This is a genomic window from uncultured Nitrosomonas sp. (genome assembly GCF_902826915.1).
Lineage (GTDB): Bacteria > Pseudomonadota > Gammaproteobacteria > Burkholderiales > Nitrosomonadaceae > Nitrosomonas.
Map to the genome: position 1 here is coordinate 23054 of NZ_CADEGP010000019.1, position 17180 is coordinate 40233.

20 protein-coding genes and 2 pseudogenes are annotated in these 17180 nt (G+C 44.6%); 9 read left to right on the forward strand and 13 right to left on the reverse strand.

All coding sequences use genetic code 11. The features are described from left to right. The first annotated feature begins 12 nt into the window (after window positions 1-12). The 3 genes and pseudogenes from QZV86_RS05140 to QZV86_RS05150 all read left to right on the forward strand — a co-directional run. Window positions 13-1512 (forward strand): efflux RND transporter periplasmic adaptor subunit, encoded by a 1500-nt coding sequence (locus tag QZV86_RS05140; protein ID WP_295624704.1) that lies wholly within the window; start codon window positions 13-15, stop codon window positions 1510-1512. Between the two features lie 29 nt (window positions 1513-1541). Continuing rightward, on the forward strand, window positions 1542-4760 hold the full coding sequence (locus QZV86_RS05145) for a CusA/CzcA family heavy metal efflux RND transporter (protein WP_295624706.1): 3219 nt from the start codon (window positions 1542-1544) through the stop codon (window positions 4758-4760). 208 nt (window positions 4761-4968) lie between these two features. Continuing rightward, window positions 4969-5150: pseudogene (locus tag QZV86_RS05150) on the forward strand (IS1595 family transposase); the annotation flags it as partial. 2 nt (window positions 5151-5152) lie between these two features. Here the strand turns inward: QZV86_RS05150 and QZV86_RS05155 are convergent. The 3 genes and pseudogenes from QZV86_RS05155 to QZV86_RS05160 all read right to left on the reverse strand — a co-directional run bounded on the left by QZV86_RS05155 (window position 5153) and on the right by QZV86_RS05160 (window position 6345). After that, the gene (locus QZV86_RS05155; RefSeq protein ID WP_295624708.1) at window positions 5153-5926 is read right to left on the reverse strand and encodes a carbonic anhydrase; all 774 of its coding nucleotides are present in this window, start codon (window positions 5924-5926) and stop codon (window positions 5153-5155) included. A gap of 50 nt (window positions 5927-5976) precedes the next feature. Further along, window positions 5977-6057, reverse strand: a pseudogene (locus tag QZV86_RS13790) (hypothetical protein); the annotation flags it as partial. A 12-nt stretch (window positions 6058-6069) separates the two neighbouring features. Then, entirely contained in the window at window positions 6070-6345 is a 276-nt protein-coding gene (locus QZV86_RS05160; protein ID WP_293005367.1) for a hypothetical protein, read from the reverse strand. Window positions 6346-6406: 61 nt separating this feature from the next. Between QZV86_RS05160 and QZV86_RS05165 the strand changes: the two genes are divergently transcribed. Continuing rightward, window positions 6407-6757 carry a DUF3147 family protein gene (locus tag QZV86_RS05165; protein ID WP_295624712.1) on the forward strand — a complete coding sequence of 117 codons (351 nt, stop codon included), beginning with the start codon at window positions 6407-6409 and terminating at the stop codon, window positions 6755-6757. A 66-nt stretch (window positions 6758-6823) separates the two neighbouring features. Here the strand turns inward: QZV86_RS05165 and QZV86_RS05170 are convergent, their stop codons facing one another. The 5 genes from QZV86_RS05170 to QZV86_RS05190 form a co-directional block, all read right to left on the reverse strand. Next, window positions 6824-7174: a DUF6488 family protein gene (locus QZV86_RS05170; RefSeq protein ID WP_293005364.1), complete on the reverse strand. Its 351-nt coding sequence runs from the start codon at window positions 7172-7174 to the stop codon at window positions 6824-6826. 26 nt (window positions 7175-7200) lie between these two features. After that, window positions 7201-7986: a HupE/UreJ family protein gene (locus QZV86_RS05175; RefSeq protein ID WP_097104776.1), complete on the reverse strand. Its 786-nt coding sequence runs from the start codon at window positions 7984-7986 to the stop codon at window positions 7201-7203. A 44-nt stretch (window positions 7987-8030) separates the two neighbouring features. Further along, entirely contained in the window at window positions 8031-8381 is a 351-nt protein-coding gene (locus QZV86_RS05180; protein WP_293005363.1) for a copper-binding protein, read from the reverse strand. Window positions 8382-8743: 362 nt separating this feature from the next. After that, the gene (locus QZV86_RS05185; protein WP_293005362.1) at window positions 8744-8971 is read right to left on the reverse strand and encodes a GDCCVxC domain-containing (seleno)protein; all 228 of its coding nucleotides are present in this window, start codon (window positions 8969-8971) and stop codon (window positions 8744-8746) included. A gap of 100 nt (window positions 8972-9071) precedes the next feature. Further along, a complete protein-coding gene (locus QZV86_RS05190) occupies window positions 9072-9992 on the reverse strand; it encodes a cation diffusion facilitator family transporter (RefSeq protein ID WP_293005361.1) in 921 nt (306 codons plus the stop codon). Between the two features lie 197 nt (window positions 9993-10189). Between QZV86_RS05190 and QZV86_RS05195 the strand changes: the two genes are divergently transcribed. Then, entirely contained in the window at window positions 10190-11188 is a 999-nt protein-coding gene (locus QZV86_RS05195; RefSeq protein ID WP_293005360.1) for a bile acid:sodium symporter, read from the forward strand. Window positions 11189-11260: 72 nt separating this feature from the next. Here QZV86_RS05195 and QZV86_RS05200 read toward each other — a convergent pair whose 3' ends face one another. Together QZV86_RS05200 and QZV86_RS05205 are read right to left on the reverse strand one after the other, a co-directional pair. After that, window positions 11261-11875, reverse strand: coding sequence for a class I SAM-dependent methyltransferase (locus QZV86_RS05200; RefSeq protein ID WP_293005359.1), 615 nt, complete (start codon window positions 11873-11875; stop codon window positions 11261-11263). A gap of 12 nt (window positions 11876-11887) precedes the next feature. Continuing rightward, window positions 11888-12208, reverse strand: a complete 321-nt coding sequence (locus QZV86_RS05205; RefSeq protein ID WP_295624716.1) for a DsrE family protein — start codon at window positions 12206-12208, stop codon at window positions 11888-11890. A 134-nt stretch (window positions 12209-12342) separates the two neighbouring features. On the opposite strand from QZV86_RS05205, the gene QZV86_RS05210 reads away from it, so the two are divergent. The 4 genes from QZV86_RS05210 to QZV86_RS05225 all read left to right on the forward strand — a co-directional run bounded on the left by QZV86_RS05210 (window position 12343) and on the right by QZV86_RS05225 (window position 15181). Continuing rightward, entirely contained in the window at window positions 12343-12996 is a 654-nt protein-coding gene (locus QZV86_RS05210; protein ID WP_293005357.1) for a DUF938 domain-containing protein, read from the forward strand. 2 nt (window positions 12997-12998) lie between these two features. Then, complete coding sequence (locus QZV86_RS05215) at window positions 12999-13733, forward strand: SDR family NAD(P)-dependent oxidoreductase (protein ID WP_295624719.1); 735 nt, start codon at window positions 12999-13001, stop codon at window positions 13731-13733. A gap of 16 nt (window positions 13734-13749) precedes the next feature. Continuing rightward, window positions 13750-14358 carry a DUF1326 domain-containing protein gene (locus tag QZV86_RS05220; RefSeq protein WP_293005354.1) on the forward strand — a complete coding sequence of 203 codons (609 nt, stop codon included), beginning with the start codon at window positions 13750-13752 and terminating at the stop codon, window positions 14356-14358. A gap of 73 nt (window positions 14359-14431) precedes the next feature. Continuing rightward, complete coding sequence (locus QZV86_RS05225) at window positions 14432-15181, forward strand: DUF2182 domain-containing protein (RefSeq protein WP_295624721.1); 750 nt, start codon at window positions 14432-14434, stop codon at window positions 15179-15181. A gap of 248 nt (window positions 15182-15429) precedes the next feature. On the opposite strand, the gene QZV86_RS05230 is transcribed toward QZV86_RS05225, so the two are convergent. The 3 genes from QZV86_RS05230 to QZV86_RS05240 are packed head-to-tail and all read right to left on the reverse strand — an operon-like array spanning window position 15430 to window position 17012. After that, window positions 15430-16380, reverse strand: a complete 951-nt coding sequence (locus QZV86_RS05230; RefSeq protein WP_293005352.1) for a tyrosine-type recombinase/integrase — start codon at window positions 16378-16380, stop codon at window positions 15430-15432. Window position 16381: 1 nt separating this feature from the next. Then, window positions 16382-16729 carry a type II toxin-antitoxin system RelE/ParE family toxin gene (locus QZV86_RS05235; protein WP_295624724.1) on the reverse strand — a complete coding sequence of 116 codons (348 nt, stop codon included), beginning with the start codon at window positions 16727-16729 and terminating at the stop codon, window positions 16382-16384. Next, window positions 16716-17012: a type II toxin-antitoxin system ParD family antitoxin gene (locus tag QZV86_RS05240; RefSeq protein WP_295624726.1), complete on the reverse strand. Its 297-nt coding sequence runs from the start codon at window positions 17010-17012 to the stop codon at window positions 16716-16718. The genes QZV86_RS05235 and QZV86_RS05240 overlap by 14 nt, the downstream gene beginning before the upstream one ends. Between the last annotated feature and the right edge of the window lie 168 nt (window positions 17013-17180).

Here is a 17180-nt window from a genome sequence, read left to right on the forward strand (position 1 = left end):
AAGGATTAAATTATGAATAAAGCGCGATGGATGCCAATTTTGATTGTGATTGCCATAGGGATTGTAGTGGGCGGGCTGATTTTAACGCTGGATAAGCCTTCTGCGGTGACAGAGGAAGCAGTGAGCACCAGTACCTATGAAAAATCAGGTGAAAATCAACCGGGTATTGGACCAAGAGGCGGTAAGTTATTCACCGATAGTGATTTTAGCGTAGAACTGACTATCTTTGAGAAAGGCGTGCCGCCACAGTTCCGGATTTATTTGTATGAAAAGGGTAAGTTATTGCCGCCAACAGCTGCCAATCTCGCAATTACATTATCCCGGCTGGGAGTACCCGCACAATTGTTCAAATTTACTCCCGAAGCGGATTATCTGCTGGGAGACCAAGTAGTGGAAGAGCCGCATTCATTCGATATTGCCATTGCAGCTGCACGCAATGGCAAAGTAATACGCTGGAGTGACAGCCAGATTGAGGGGCGAGTGGAAATTCCGGATGAGATGCTGAAAAGTATGGGCATTGAGCTTTTGACAGCAGGGCCAGCGATCATCAAGCCAAAACTCAAACTGCCGGGTGAAGTGACATTTAACGAACACACCATTGTACGGGTAGTGCCGCGGGTTGCTGGTATGGTGACTTCTGTTCAAGGCAATCTTGGTCAGCACGTGAAAAAAGGCGATGTGCTGGCAGTCATAGAAAGTCCAATGCTGGCGGATTTGCGCAGTCAATATTATGTTGCCAAGAAACGAATAGCTCTGGCAAAGACGACTTATGAACGGGAAAAACAATTGTGGGAAGAAAAGATTTCCGCCAAACAGGAATTTCTTCTGGCGCAGGAACTGTGGAATGAGGCCGAGATTGCGCTGGAACTGGCCTCAGTCAAGTTACGTGCGTTGGGTGTACAACCTGAATCGAACCATCTGAAGACCAATTTTACGCATTATGAAATACGCGCACCGATTTCCGGAATCATTATTACTAAGACTATTGCATTGGGTGAAGCACTTAAAGAAGACAGAGAAATTTATACCATCGCTGACGTGTCCACCGTATGGACGGCTATTACGGTTTATCCAAAAGATTTGAATGTAGTTAGGGAGGGTCAGAAAGTCGTGGTAAAAGCGACTGCGTACGATGTGGAAAGTGATGGAACCGTTACTTATATTTCTACATTAATCGGTGGTCAAACACGCACCGCAACAGCCCGGGTCGAATTGGATAATCAAGCGGGCAAATGGCGTCCCGGTATGTTTATAAACGTCGAATTAGTGGCAGAAGAAATTAAAGTGCCTGTGGCTGTTTCAGTGGCTGCCATTCAAACGCTACGCGATTGGTCTGTGGTATTCGGTCGCTATGATCACTATTTTGAAGTTCGCCCTTTGGAACTGGGGCGTAATGATGGCGAAATGGTTGAGGTGCTGAAGGGGCTGACTTCCGGAGAGCAATACGCGAGCGGTAACAGTTTTGCCATTAAGGCTGAGCTGGGTAAAGCAGGCGCAAGCCACGACCATTAAACCGATTACCTGATAAGGCCATACTCATCATGTTTGAACGAATTTTACATATTTCCATCTACCAACGCGGCCTTGTGCTGATGGCGGTATTGATGATGGCAATCATCGGCGTCTACAGCTATCAGAAATTACCCATTGATGCGGTGCCTGATATCACCAATGTGCAGGTTCAAATCAATACCAACGCGCCGGGTTACTCGCCGGTTGAGGCGGAGCAACGTATTACGTTTCCGATCGAAACCATCATGGCGGGTTTGCCCCATCTGGACTATACCCGCTCGATTTCACGCTATGGCCTGTCGCAGGTCACGGTGATTTTCAAAGACGGCACCGATGTTTATTTTGCGCGCCAGCAGGTCAGTCAACGCATCCAAGAGGCGAAAGGCCGGTTACCCGTAGGCATTGAGCCGATGATGGGGCCTATTTCCACAGGCTTGGGTGAAATTTTCATGTGGACTGTCGATGCCAAGCCAGGTGCAAAAAAACTGGATGGCTCGGAATATACAACAACCGATTTACGCGAAATTCAGGATTGGGTCATCAGGCCGCAGTTGCGCATGGTTAAAGGTGTGACAGAAATTAACACTCTAGGTGGTTTTGTTAAACAATTTCATGTAGTGCCTTACCCGGATAAAATGATTTCTTTCGGCCTGTCATCGATGGACTTGGTGACCGCTTTGGAACGCAACAATCTGAATGTAGGTGCCGGTTATATTGAAAGAAGTGGGGAACAGTATCTGGTTCGCATACCGGGTCAAATCGCCAATCTGAATGAAATCGGCAACATTATCCTGGGTTCCAGGCAAGGCACGCCGATTCGCGTCAAGGATGTCGCGGATATTTTGATCGGCAAGGAGTTACGTACCGGTGCCGCGACGCAGAACGGTAAAGAAGTTGTGCTGGGAACGGTGCATATGCTGATTGGAGAAAATAGCCGGCTTGTGGCTCAAGCGGCAGCCAAAAAATTAGAGGAAATCAATCGTAATTTACCGGAAGGCATTGTGACAACACCGGTCTATGACCGTACCACCTTGGTGGATAAAACCATTCATACGGTGGCGAAAAATCTGCTGGAAGGTGCGGCGCTGGTGATTGTGGTCTTGCTGCTGTTTCTCGGCAACATGCGTGCGGCACTGATTGCGGCGTTTGTGATTCCGCTGTCGATGCTGTTTACGTTCACCGGTATGGTGACCAATCACGTCAGCGCCAACCTGATGAGTTTGGGAGCGATTGATTTTGGCATTATCGTGGATGGTGCGATCGTCATTGTCGAAAACAGTATCCGCAGGCTGGCGCATGAACAAATGCGGCTGGGGCGGGAATTGACGCTCACTGAACGTCTTGAGCTCGTATTTGATGCCTCCAGAGAAGCGCGACGGGTACTGATCTACGGTGAGTTGATCATTATTATCGTCTACTTACCCATTTTTGCATTGACGAGTGTCGAAGGAAAGATGTTTCATCCGATGGCGCTCACGGTTGTGACTGCGTTGATTGCGGCAATGATTCTCTCCCTGACCTTTGTTCCGGCAGCGATTGCATTCTTTCTGTCCGGTAAAGTGAAAGAGACGGAAAGCCCGGTAATGGCATGGGCCAAAAAAGCCTATGTGCCGATATTGACGGCAACCATGAAACACCGCGAGCTCACCGTGACGATTGCTGTCGTTATTGTCATATTGTCAGGTTTATTGACGACGCGTGTCGGCAGTGAGTTTGTTCCCAGCTTGAACGAAGGCGATATCGCGCTGCATGCCATCCGCATTCCGGGCACCAGTTTGACCACAGCGATTGAAATGCAGAATGAGTTAGAAGAGGCGATAAAAAGATTTCCTGAAGTCGACAGAGTGTTCTCCAAAATCGGCACTGCCGAGATTGCCACGGACCCCATGCCGCCGAGTGTTGCAGATGTTTTTATCATCCTCAAACCGCAATCGGAATGGCCAGGCCCGCATCACACCAAAGCAGAGTTAGTTGCCGCCATGGAACAGGCTGTACGCAAGGTTCCGGGTAATAACTACGAATTTACCCAGCCAATACAAATGCGCTTTAATGAACTGCTTTCCGGTGTGCGTGCCGATGTCGCCGTCAAAGTATTTGGCGATGATATGGATACCCTGCTGGCTTTAGGCGAAGCCATAGAAAAGCAGCTTAAAACCGTTCCTGGCGCTGCGGATGTGCGAACGGAACAAATTACCGGTTTACCGGTGCTGTCCATCCAAATGGATCGCGCAAAAATGGCGCGGTATGGCCTGAATGGCCGCGATGTGCAAGATGTCGTCGCCATGTCGGTGGGCGGCAGAAGCACCGGGATGATTTTTGAAGGCGACCGGCGCTTTGATCTGCAAATCCGCTTGCCGGAGCATTTGCGCGCCGATATTGAAGCGCTGAAACGGCTACCCATCAGCGTTCCGATGCAAAGTGTGACTATGGCTGCCAATGCACCGCAAGCTGCACAAGCAGCCCAACCGGCTGTGCCGGTTTTTGTCACTCTGGGAGAAGTGGCCAACTTCGAGATCACTCAGGGCCCCAATCAAGTCAGCCGGGAAAATGGTAAGCGCAGGATCGTGATTACCGCCAATGTGCGTGGCCGTGATCTGGGTTCATTCGTCCATGAAGCCGAACAACTGATCGCAAAAAAAGTACCGATCCCACTGGGATACTGGACAACCTGGGGCGGCCAGTTTGAACAAATGATTTCCGCAGCACAGCGTCTCCAGATCGTGATACCAGTCGCACTCGGTTTGATTTTTATTCTGCTGTACACGATGTTCGGCAATATGCGTGATGGACTGCTCATGTTCACCGGCGTTCCTTTTGCTTTGACCGGCGGCATATTTGCGTTATGGCTGCGCGATATTCCATTGTCCATTTCAGCCGGGGTTGGATTTATCGCGCTATCCGGCGTAGCGGTTCTGAACGGCTTGGTGATGCTGGCGTTTATCCGCGGATTGAGAGAAAAAGAAGGATTATCTTTGGATGATGCGATTCAAACCGGTGCGCTGACCCGGCTGCGCCCTGTACTGATGACGGCCTTAGTGGCGTCGATCGGTTTCCTGCCGATGGCGCTGGCTACCGGTACCGGCGCGGAAGTGCAGCGGCCTCTGGCAACGGTAGTAATCGGAGGCATTCTTTCCTCCACTATTCTGACCCTGCTTGTATTGCCAGTACTGTATCGGCTCATCCATGGACGAGATACTTCGAATAAAGACACATCGATAGATCTTGAAATAAGAAAGATACAAGGTTAATGACAGCGCCGCTAGTTCAACGGGATGATATCTAGCTTTATAACGATTGGAGCCGTGTGCATGTTATGCATGAAAACGACAGTATCCGCCTTTGCCTCGCTACGACCCACAACAATTTAGCGTTAGTCGGGTACCGAGTTGGCGCAAGCGGCCGGTGCCAAAGTTAGGCATTGATTCTCCACACCATGAGAACTTGCGTATTTACAGTATGGAGTCTTTCTGGGGCTTTGCTAAACGCCGTTTGGCAAAGATCGCTGGTGTATCTGAATATATACTGTTTATTTGCACTTGAAAGAAACTGAATTTTATTTTAACCATCAATCTATTAGGCAATTCTCAAATTATTACGTTTCAGTTCGCTTTAACTTCCCAATACCACTATGTTCTTAAGCTTAAGAAACTAATTCAACTATACCTGTACCTAGTCGGTATACTCCGCCTACTATCTGAATTTTTTTCTCCTTCACGGATTGACTCAAGATCGGGGTACTATTCTTCAGCTCGGCAACAGTGAGGATGACATTCATTTTGACCGCATTTTCATATAGCATTCCGGGCATATTTCTCGCTGCTCTGACTGCAGGCGATAATGCAGTTGCCATTGTTTGGATGTGTCCTGGAAACTGTTTATTCTTATCAATGGCATCAATAGCGGCTCCCACAGCTCCACAGCTTTCATGGCCAAGCACCATGATCAACGGTGTATGTAATACGGCAACCGCATATTCAAGCGTGGCCAGAAAATCGACAGTTATATAATTACCAGCAACTCGAGCCACAAATAGATCCCCGTGAGCCTCATCAAAACACTGTTCAGGACCGACTCTGGAGTCGGCGCAACCCAAAATGGCAGCGTAGGGGTTTTGCCCTTTAACCAGAGCATCCTGGGAAGTATGTATGTCCAAGGATACAGTCGATTGACCACTACCATGCCGCTTGCTGCCTGCCATTAATCTTTCCAAAGCTTGATCAGGGGTAAGCACGTTCTCAGGCTGGGGCGGGATTTTGGTAGATGACGGCAAAGGTACCTTTGTTTCTTCCACACTGGCGATACCTGCACCACTAATACCCAAACCCAGCGCAGAGGCTGCCGCCAATTTCAGGAATAAACGTTTTCGTGAATCATGCTGAAGGTATTCGTTCTTTTTGTCACATACCTGACACATAAAAGCTCCGGTATTTAAAATCATTCACATCAGAGTAAATGAGCAGGTATTTAGTTACTGATCTTTGCATGTCGCCTCGTGCAATTATAATATACTTTGATATACTCAAAAATAAGCCATTTAACATTTTCTCTCGTTTTAAATCAATAATGATGCAAGTTTTCAGTTTTTAGCGTGTCAAAGAAACAATTACCCTTACAACTCATGGAAGTTTGTATGCCACAGCTGGCTTGTAATGCACGGTAAACAGCACTGCAATATTCGTTGCCACGTTCAGCTTGATGTTCAAGCCAGGGAACAGACTTTTTCTTCCAATACTGTTGGCGTTGTTTCCAAGTTTGATGCTGAAAAGGGTTTGTTTGTTTCGTGATTAGTGCCTGAGAGTCGGTTTGATATGATACTGCAGAAAAGTTTTTCATGAATATATTCATTCTCTATGAATAGTATTGCCATACTTATGGCTATTAAAAATTAGACCTTATGCTTTATTACGCACTCAAAGTAATTATTTCGGCCATTGTAATAGTAGCGATTGCAGAGATTGCCAAGCGAAATACAGGACTTGCTGCACTTGTAGCGTCTCTGCCGCTTACATCGTTATTAGCTTTTATCTGGCTCCATATTGAGGGAGCTGCAGTATCGCAAATCGCAGATCTGTCAAAGCAAATATTTTGGTTCGTATTGCCATCGCTTCTGTTTTTCGTATTGCTGCCCATATTTCTTAAACATGGCTTGGGTTTTTGGCTTAGCCTTAGCTTATCCGGTGTGGCTACCATTAGCTGTTATTTTAGTTTCATGTTTTTTTTACCCAGGATCGGGGTTCAACTATAAAAAAAGACCGCTGCCATAGCGGTCAAGAATTGGTGCGCAAAGTGTTATCTCTAAGTGTGAATGTGCTTAATTGCCGGTAAAGTTTGCGGCAATAAAATTGCCTGTGGATGTGAAAAATAAATAAAGTTTCTCTTTCGTCTTATCATCAACAGCAGGATTAGTAAATGTGACTAGCCATTCTTTGCCTTTTTTCCCATCTACCATCTCGATCTTATCTTGTTCAATCATTTTCCATGATGGATCGATCTTACCTTGCTTAATCAATATTTCTTTTCGCTCAGTCGCGCAGTTTATTACAGTCTCTTCCGTAGCAACCTTGCTGCCGTGAAAATGGCAACTACTGCTTTCCGCTGCCATTGCCCCGCCAGCCCCAAATATTCCAGCAACCAAAATCGTTATCATCAATAGTTTCTTCATTAAATTACTCCTCGGTAGTTAGTAAATTAAAGGCTTTCACGCCCCGTATCAATGCTCTGCTCAACTTCTAGATCCTCATGCGCATGTTTGTGTTCTTGGCTGGGAAAGCGGAAACTATCAGGATCAGAATCATGCTGATACCCGTGTAATTGCATCAACAGCAAGAGTACTCCGGCATAAATAAGAGATTGGTTAGATGCAAAGCTAAATCGTTGAAAAGATGGTTTATGTCTCCATAAAGAAAGCAAAGCCACCATGACCACCAAAGCAACGATCTGCCCTATTTCTACACCCAGATTAAAACTCAATATTCGTAATAGAATGCCAGTACTATCGTCACCGAGTGGCAACTGCTGAAGGCGAGTTGAAAGGCCAAAGCCGTGTAGTAAACCAAATAGAAAAACCGCGCCTAACAAGTTGGGTGATTTCATATCCAGATACTTCTGGAAGCCGCCGTTATTGTCAAAACCCTTATAGATAACACTAAGTGCAATAATCGCGTCAATCAAAAAATAATTCCAGGTAATCTGGTAGAAGGTTGCAAAAATCAGTGTAATACAGTGTCCGACCGTGAAGGCTGTTACAAACTTTGCTATATCCTTGAAACTGGTCAGGAAAAACACTACCCCAAATAGGAACAGTAAATGATCATATCCAGTCAGCATGTGGGTAGCACCAAGCCCTATGTATTGGAGGTATCCACCACTCAACATTCGCAGCTTATCTTCCTCAGAAATACCGTGTGCTAACGCTGAAACTGGTATTAATAAAAATAATAATATTATAAATTTGTATCTGGTAAAGAAGCGCATATCCGGAGTTGGCACTATATTTTTCTAAAAAATGGTTTTGATGGCTATTTGCTAGACTGGATACGCGTGACTATATAGTCACTGCCTGATTGAATGAATGTAAAGGTCACAACATTATCCACCTTGATTTCTTGCAATAATGCTCTATCCTTAATCTTGAAATTCATGGTCATAGACGGCCATTTGAGGGATGCAATCGGGCCATGGGCTAGCTTCACGATGCCTTGGTTCATATCAATCGCTTTGACAGTTGCTATACCCTCATGAGAGACGACCATTTCTTCCTGTGCTGCGATTGCTATATCGGCAAGTTGCATGGCCAACACTCCAGACAATATTATTAGCACGAACATACTGCAAATATTGGTAAAAACATTACTAATGTTTCTTTTCAAGATTATCACTCCGATATAAATATAGTTTTGCACACATATTGGTAAGCAATAATCTGCTTAACATTCGATTTGAACAATCTTTGCAGGTTCAATTCCCCACTCCTTGGAACAGAGAAGCTAGTTGAAACTAGTACATTGAAATGCGTAGTTTATACCTTGCCGCAAGCAGCGGAGTGCTTTATTAAGAATTTGTTTAACTTAAAAATTAGTAGCGTTCAAGATGATATAGATATTTAATGTACGCATTTATATTAACTTATCAAATTGAGTGCCTTTTAAGTTAAGTCTAAACAGGTTTATTGCAACCTTGACAGAATTCCAATAAGGACTAGAAACCACGATAACGTTTAGCACTTGGTAATTCAAGAATCTGTACAACCAGAAGAATTGCTAGCGGACAGTTGAATCGGTGGACACGGCACATTGCCATAAGAACAGTAAACACAGCAGTCTCCCGCTTTAGCCTTCAATAAATGATGGCAAGATCCACATTCATAAAAGAATTGACAAGCATTGGTCGGCATCGTCTCCAGTTTTTGAGTTCCACAATTCGGGCAAGTAATAGTCGATTGCAACTGTATCGTATTCATTTGTGTATATTTGTCACGTAATTATTAATTTTACAAAACCTGCGGAGCTCTCGAATAATTATTTATTGTGATGATAAAACAAAAGTTACTCATTTCTACTTTAAACCACTTCTGCTGGTGCTTGCTTACAGGGATGGGATGTATCTCCACGTTCAAATTGAACAGTAGTATGCTGAATTCCAAACAGCTCACGCAATTCATTATTAATTTGAACCAATAGCAAATCATCAATGACTGCATCTGGCTTGATTAAATGCACGGTTAGCGCAATTTCCGTCGTGCTCATTGCCCAGATATGCAAGTCGTGAACTGCTTCTATTCCTGGAAGACTAGCGAGGTAAGCTTCAACTTTGGCCGGGTGGATATTTGCTGGCACAGCATCAAGAGCAAGACTTAGCGATTCACGGAGCAAGCCCCAAGTGCCAATACCAATAATTACGGCGACCACAAGGCTCATGAATGGGTCCAACCACAACCAGTCCGTAAATTTTATGGCAATAGCTGCCAAAACAACACCAAGAGAAACTGCTGCGTCAGCCATCATGTGCAAATATGCACCGCGAATATTCATATCTTGCTTTTGGCCGGACATGAATAACCATGCCGTGAATCCATTAATGACTATGCCAACTGACGCCACCCAAATGACTGTGTCACTTGCCACTGACTCGGGATGGCCAAATCTGAGAATGGCTTCCCAGGCGATGGCGCCGACAGCAACAAGCAAAACTAGCGCATTAATCAATGCAGCCAATATCGAAGTACGGCGCAAACCATAAGTGTGCCGCTGTGTTGGTAACTTGCGTACTAAGACGCTTGCGCCCCACGCGAATAATAAACTCAAAACATCGCTGAGGTTATGGCCTGCATCTGCCAACAGCGCGAGAGAATTTGCAAATAAACCAAAAATAACTTCAACCACAACGAAACCTACATTTAGCGCAATCCCAATTGCGAATGCGCGATCAAAGTTTTTTGGGATATGGCCATGATCATGATCGTGGGAGTGGTTATGTGCCATAAATAGATTCTCTTTCCGGCATGTGAATTTCTAAATTCAGCGGATTTATTAAAATTATATGGAACTGATCGAAGATTCGTAGACTGAACTACAATGGTTATACCAAAATGATCAGAAACATTGAAATAAAACGCTGCGCCAAATTATGGCACAAATTTTTCACTGTACCATGACGGTATGTATTTTAAGGAAACACAATGCGAAGAGAACGACTAGAAGAAAATCAGATATGGTTATATGCTGTGGCCTTGGCTGTCGGGATGGGGCTTGGGTTGTGGAATTCTAGCTTTGGCGCAAGCCTGGAGTATTTGATTTCTCCCGTGCTTGCGCTGTTGCTTTATAGCATGTTTGCGCAAATCCCTTTTCTTCAACTGCGCGAGGCGTTCGCGAATAAGCGGTTTACAGCTGCGCTATTGCTAGTTAATTTTATCATCGTGCCCATCGTGGTTTGGTTATTGTCGCTTCTTTTACCGGAACACCCGCCGCTGTTACTAGGGGTATATCTGGTTCTGTTAACACCTTGTATTGATTATGTTGTAGTTTTTACTCACCTTGGTCGTGGCAATGCCCGGCTTGTACTTGCTTCCACGCCTTTGCTGCTACTTACCCAGATGCTTCTTTTGCCCGTGTATCTATGGCTTTTCATGGGAGAACAAGCTGCACAAGTCATGAGTGCTGAGCCATTCCTTGAGGCTTTTCTTATACTCATTGCTTTTCCACTGGGGCTTGCCTTACTAACGGAGTTTTGGGCAAAGCGCCAGCGTAGCGGTGCAACCTGGCTTGAGGTCACGGCGTGGTTTCCGGTGCCATTTATGGCGGTTACATTACTTCTCGTTGTGGCATCTCAAATTGGCAGAATAGAAGAATACCTCCCTGTTGTGGAACAAGTCGTGCCAGTTTATATTGCCTTTATGGCTATCATGCCCTTTCTTGCTCGCTTGATAGCATATGCATTTCGCCTGGACACACAGGCAGGAAGAGCGCTCGTTTTTAGCGCAGGAACGCGGAATTCATTGGTGGTTCTGCCTTTAGCGCTAGCTTTGCCGGACGGTTGGATTCTGGCATCTGTCGTAATCGTTACTCAAACGCTGGTGGAGTTGGTCGGTGAGTTGATTTACATACGCTTGGTGCCTTCGATTATCTTTCAAGAGTCTAAAAGTTTAGAAATCTCAAAAGCGCTTAGCAAAAAGAAGTAATCAGGATAAATAAGTTGTGCTTCTATGCGGGAAAGATTATGCAGTTACTAAAAATATTCGGAGAATTAGCTATTACCTCTTGCGGCAATAGCAATACACAAACTGCTGAACGGTGCCAAACGGAGTGTGGTGTGCTTCTTTTTCATGTTCGACCAGCTGAAAAGTATCTCCAAATACCGCATGTAGGGCTTCAGGTTGGTATCTCATCACGGGTAGGCCACTACATTTTTCTGGTCCATCTTCGGCAAAAGTGGCAACAATCACATGTCCACCTGGCCGAACCGAACTTAAGACACGCTCGACATAAGCATGGCGATCTGCCGGATCAGTCAAAAAATGGAACACTGCACGGTCATGCCAAATGTCGAATCGGTTCATGGGAAATTTTGCACGGGTAATATCGCCTTCTATCCAGTGAACAATATCCGCATGTTTCCCCAACCGCTGCCTTGCAACAGCAAGTGCAGTTGATGACAGATCAAATACTGTCAAATCAGTATAGCCTTCTGCCACAAGGTCATCTACTAGTCTGGAAGTTCCCCCTCCCACATCAATAATGGCCGCATCTTTGCCGAGTCTTGTATTATGGATTAGTCGCAGAGACTGGTCAGCGTGTTCCTGAAACCAACTAACTGAGTCAGATGCCTTAGTGGTATATACCTGTTCCCAATGCTGCTTATTATCCATGGGGTAATTTCTCTAAAAGCTCAATACCTTATCTGAATCGTGAATCAGCGTATATAAATCCTGCATCGTGGATATCGGACAGATTCCTAACTCTTCAGACTGACGAAGCTTAAGACAGGTTCCACAAGCTAGAATTGCACCGCCTATATCCAAAAAACTGTGAATCTGTCCGATAATATCAAACTTGTCACTATCAAGAGATTCTACCTCCACACCTTTTCCGAGCAAAAAGACTGAAACAGCATCCCCTTGCTTGCGGGAGAAAATTCCAAGCCGGAAGGCGTTCCATACAGTTTCAGGGTCATTCGAATAAATGATAATTACAAGCTTCATTTAATCTCCTTCAGTTCCAATAGTCGTTCGTTAGACTCTCAAATGTCATGTTGACAACGGTTTGATGATCGATAAGCGCCATTGCGTTATACTATACCTCAGAATTTACAATTCAATTACCAAAGGAGCCAAGCATGAATCAGGAAATCCCTCCGTTAGATCCACATCCACTGAGTGAGTATGTTGCTTGGGCGGGTGGGCGTAATCGTGAACCAATTTTAGGTGTGTTGAAAGACAAATTACCAAAAGATCCTGAGCGTATTTTGGAAATGGCCAGCGGTAGCGGTATGCATATTAATTATTTTGCACCGCATTTTGAACATCTGCATTTTCAGCCATCGGATAAAGATGTCGAAGTTTTTGATAACATCAAAGAATTAAGCGGCAATCTCGGCAATAATAATATTGCAGATCCGGTTCATCTGGATTTGACGGATCCGCAGACTTGGTTTAATCCAGGGCCAGAAAAATCATTTGCCGCTATTTTCTGCATTAATATTTTTCAGGTAGCACCGATTTCAATTGCCGATGGCATGATGAAATGTGCTGCACATCTGCTGAAAGATGATGGTTTTTTGCTGATCTATGGACCATTCCAGATTGAAGGCCAGTTTTCTACCGATTCCAATAAAGCTTTCCATGAAACCTTAAGTTCTGTCGGAGTACCCGAATGGGGTTTGAAGGATGTCGCCGATTTGAAGAAGGCAGCCGCCAATTATGGTTTGGAACTCAAGGAACGAATTAATATGCCCAGCAATAACTTTTCATTGATCTTCGGGAAGATTTAACGATGGACCAGCCGGGTTCAGCAATTGTTGTCGGTGTCGGGCCTGAGCGCGGTTTGGGTGCAGCGCTGGCCACGTATTTTGCTGAAAAAGGCTTGCATGTTTTTATTGTAGGCCGTAGTGAAGAAAAATTAAATCATGTCGTACAGCTCATACAAAAAGTAGGGGGGGCAGCAACATCCATTATTGCTGATGTGACTGTTGAGCAGGATGTTGCGCAGTGTTTTGGTGTGCTGCGGGAACGCGGCGATGTCATTCGGGTTGCTGCCTACAATGTGGACAGCAATATCCCTGCACCATTTCTGCAGACTGACGTGAAAACATTCACCACTTTGTGGCAACAGAACTGTTTGGGTGCATTCCTGTTTGCCAAAGAAATCATGGCAATCATGCAAGCGCAACAGCAAGGCACAGTATTTTTTACTGGGGCAACCGGTTCATTAAGAGCCAAGCCCCCTTTTACTGCATTTGCATCAGCTAAGGCTGGATTGAGGGCACTGGCACAAGGATTGGCGAGAGAATTTTCACCGCGAGGTGTGCATGTGGTGCATACGGTGATTGACGGTGTGATTGATGGTGACCGTGCACGCAGTCAGTTTCCAGAGTATGTTGAGGCCAAAGGTCAGGAAGGGCTGCTGCAATTGGAAGATATTGTGCAAACGTACTGGGCCATTCATCAGCAACCACGCAGCGCATGGACTCATGAACTGGATTTGCGGCCCTTCAAGGAGCCGTTCTAAATTATTAGGAAATATTATGAATACAACAACTAATTGGAACTTGCAGGGCAGTTATTTTGAAGCCTGTAATTGTGAAACCGCCTGCCCATGTGTCTGGCTGCAACCGCCCTCTGAAGGGAACTGCAAACTGCTGGTCGCGTGGCATATTGATTCCGGCTATTTGAATAGTGAAAAACTGGATGGTCTGAATGTTGCATTAGCCTGCTATTCGCCGGGTCATATGAAAGAGGGTAACTGGCAAGCCGCGTTGTATGTGGATGAACGCGCCACGGACGCGCAGTTTGATGCGATCACACAAATCTTTGCAGGAAAACTTGGTGGTCATCCGGCTATTTTGATGGGTTTCGTCACTGAAGTATGGGGTGTCAAGAAGGTTAAAATTGATTATCAGGAACAAGGTAGCAAGCGGCAATTAATTATTCCTGATATCGCACAGGCAACAATTGAGAGTATCCAGGGAATCAAAGGCGGAGATGCAACCATTGATAACCCACCCTTATGTGTTGTACCCAGCCACCCGGCTGTGGTGGCAAAATCCAGTCAATATGAATACCACGATTATGATAAGGCCTGGAAATTTACCGAACGTAATGGTTATTACTCGCCATTTACGTATCAACCTTGAAGCATTAAACAACATTTTTGAAATATTTTACGCATGGACAATCTCTACCAAAATGATTGCCTATAACTATTTAATGCCTAAAAATCAACTGGCTACTTGGATAGCCATGCTGGCAGTTATTGTAGCTGCCTGGTTTTATCTGTTTTATCAGAACTGGCAAATGACATCCCTGCCCATGTCTGAAATGTGGATGCCGCCATCTGAAACATTTGCCTGGAAATGGATAGATTTTGGCCTAGTTTATCTGATGTGGGCGGTAATGATGGCAGCCATGATGTTGCCTTCCGCCATTCCGATGATTTTGGTATATGCCAGAATCTGTCAGCAGCACACGCAGACAATTCATCCGTTTGTTTCATTATTTTCATTGGCATATTTACTGGTATGGTTAGTGTTTAGTATCGCGCTAACAGTATTGCAATGGCAAATGCATGGGCTGCATTTTTTATCGCCGATGATGGATAATCAGAATGAAACAATGGCTGCAATTATTTTTATTTTGGCGGGTATCTATCAATTTACGCCGTTAAAAAATAGTTTTCTGCAAAATTGTCGATCTCCCATGGGATTTTTGTTAACCGAATGGCGTGATGGCGCAAGAGGATCTTTTCAAATGGGGCTGAAGCATGGCAGCATGTGCCTAGGTTGCTGCTGGGCGCAGATGATGATCATGTTCGCTGTAGGCGTAATGAATCTGCTGGCGATGGCATTGATCACGGTGCTTGTTTTAATTGAAAAGGTCTTGCCGATACATCAGCAATATTTCTCAAAAACGGTCGGTGTTCTGTTTCTTGGTTGGGGAGTTTGGCTTTTGTGGCTTTGATCAAAACGAATTCTATCGTACGAAAAAGTATTACTTAGCCCTAATAAAAATTAGTATGCTGCAAACAATTCAGTGATTCACTTCATCACTGAACCAAGATCAAACGTGAATCCAGTTAATGATTTATGTGAACTTTTGACGCGATACTGAAAAGCCATACATAATCCACAATCAATTCAAACCTAAACTTACTCAGATTATCCAGAATAAATCCTATGCTATGTTGTTTGACACAAACAATTAAGCAATCAATAAGCAACCTTAAACGTTGGACTATCCTCTGGTCGGGTTTTACGATGATCATAAATTCTTGTGGTAGCAATATTGGCATGACCCAACCATTCTTGCACTTTCGCAATATCTGCTTGATGATCCAGTGCATTAGTGGCTGCCGTTGCGCGTAACGAATGTGCGCCGATCTTGAAACCCAATTTTTCAGAGTATTTCTGTACCAACTTGTATACGCCGTCTGGCGTAATTGGTTTTTGTGATTCCTTATCTCGGTTATTACTGGCTGAACGGAATAATGCCCCAGTATCTTCCAGACTATGTCCTGCAGCATCCAAATAATCATGGATTAAACCGCTTGCAGCAGGATGCAGTGGTACATAACGAGTTTTTCCTCCTTTGCCGGAAATCTTTATATGGGGTACACCACGGCGCTCCTGCTTAAAATCCTTAACCTTCAATTTGCACAATTCATGACGCCGCAGTGCGTGATAGAGTAGGGTGGCCAGTATTGCACGATCGCGCTTGCCCTTAAGTGAGCTACCATCTGGCGCATTAAGCAACTCGCGTGCCTGATGATCGCCGATTGCCGGAGTTTTCCCCTCATAACTTTCTACCGCTGGTCGCTTCACACCCTTGACTGGATTATGCGTAACTGTATTTTTCTCACACAAGTACTCAAATAAAGAAGATATTGCCGCCAAACGGTGGCGAATGCTCATACTACTTAATGTTCGACTCAACAAATCATCGCGCCAGGCAATAATATGGGCACGAGTTACAATCCTGAATTCTTCCGGATTCTGAATACCTGTGAAATTCATAAAATCCTTTAAGGCATTTTCATAAGCGCGCCGAGTCTCGGCGTTACCTAAATTGGCAAACCATTCAACTTCAGGTGGAACATCAGCAAGACCCTGAAATTCTTTTGCAGTGAGTGCACGATTGACTGTAGTTATAAGATCTGTCATGTTATCTATCTAGCCCATCATTTATATGCGGTGTTTCACTACCCATAATCGCTTCATAATCTCGGCCACCATAAAAAATATTAAGAATAGTGACGATTTGTTTATCCTCAATAACCTCAAAAGCTGCAATCGCGTTTTTATCAATGGCAACGATTCTGAGATTCTTGCGCAAATCATCGCGCTGTTGTCCAATCAAAGGTATTGTTTTAAGGTCATGACACTTTTGGCGTAATTTCTCTATATATGCCCACGCGACTTCAGGAAGTCCGCTCTTTGCAGCTATATATTCATAAATATTAGTCAGGTCTTGTATCGCATCGGGTGTCAAGTACACTTCATAGCTTTTCATGGCCTGGTGCGTTTATCCGTTGTTGATGAAATTGCTCTAGCTTTTCAAACGCAGCATCCAGCAAAACAGGTTCACCACTGTGTGCGGATTGTTCCAGACGCGCTCGAATGGAAGCAATTCTCGCATGATGTTCTTCTTCCTGTCTTTGCCATAAACGCATCGCTTCACGAATAACCTCACTTGTGGAAGCGTAAGCGCCATCCTTCACTTTTTCTCTAATAATATTCAGCATATCCGGTGGAAGTGTAATGCTGATTTTTTCTGCTTTATCGGTGCGCTTCATTTTTTGTTTCCTATGTATGTTTCTAACACCTTCCAATGGTAGGATAATATCCTACTCAAGGAAATTTAATAAAGCAAAAAATATTTCAACCTTCCTAAATTGTAGCATCACTCTACTATTGATAACATATTTTATCAATAGTAAATACTTAAGAGGCTTAGCAAACAT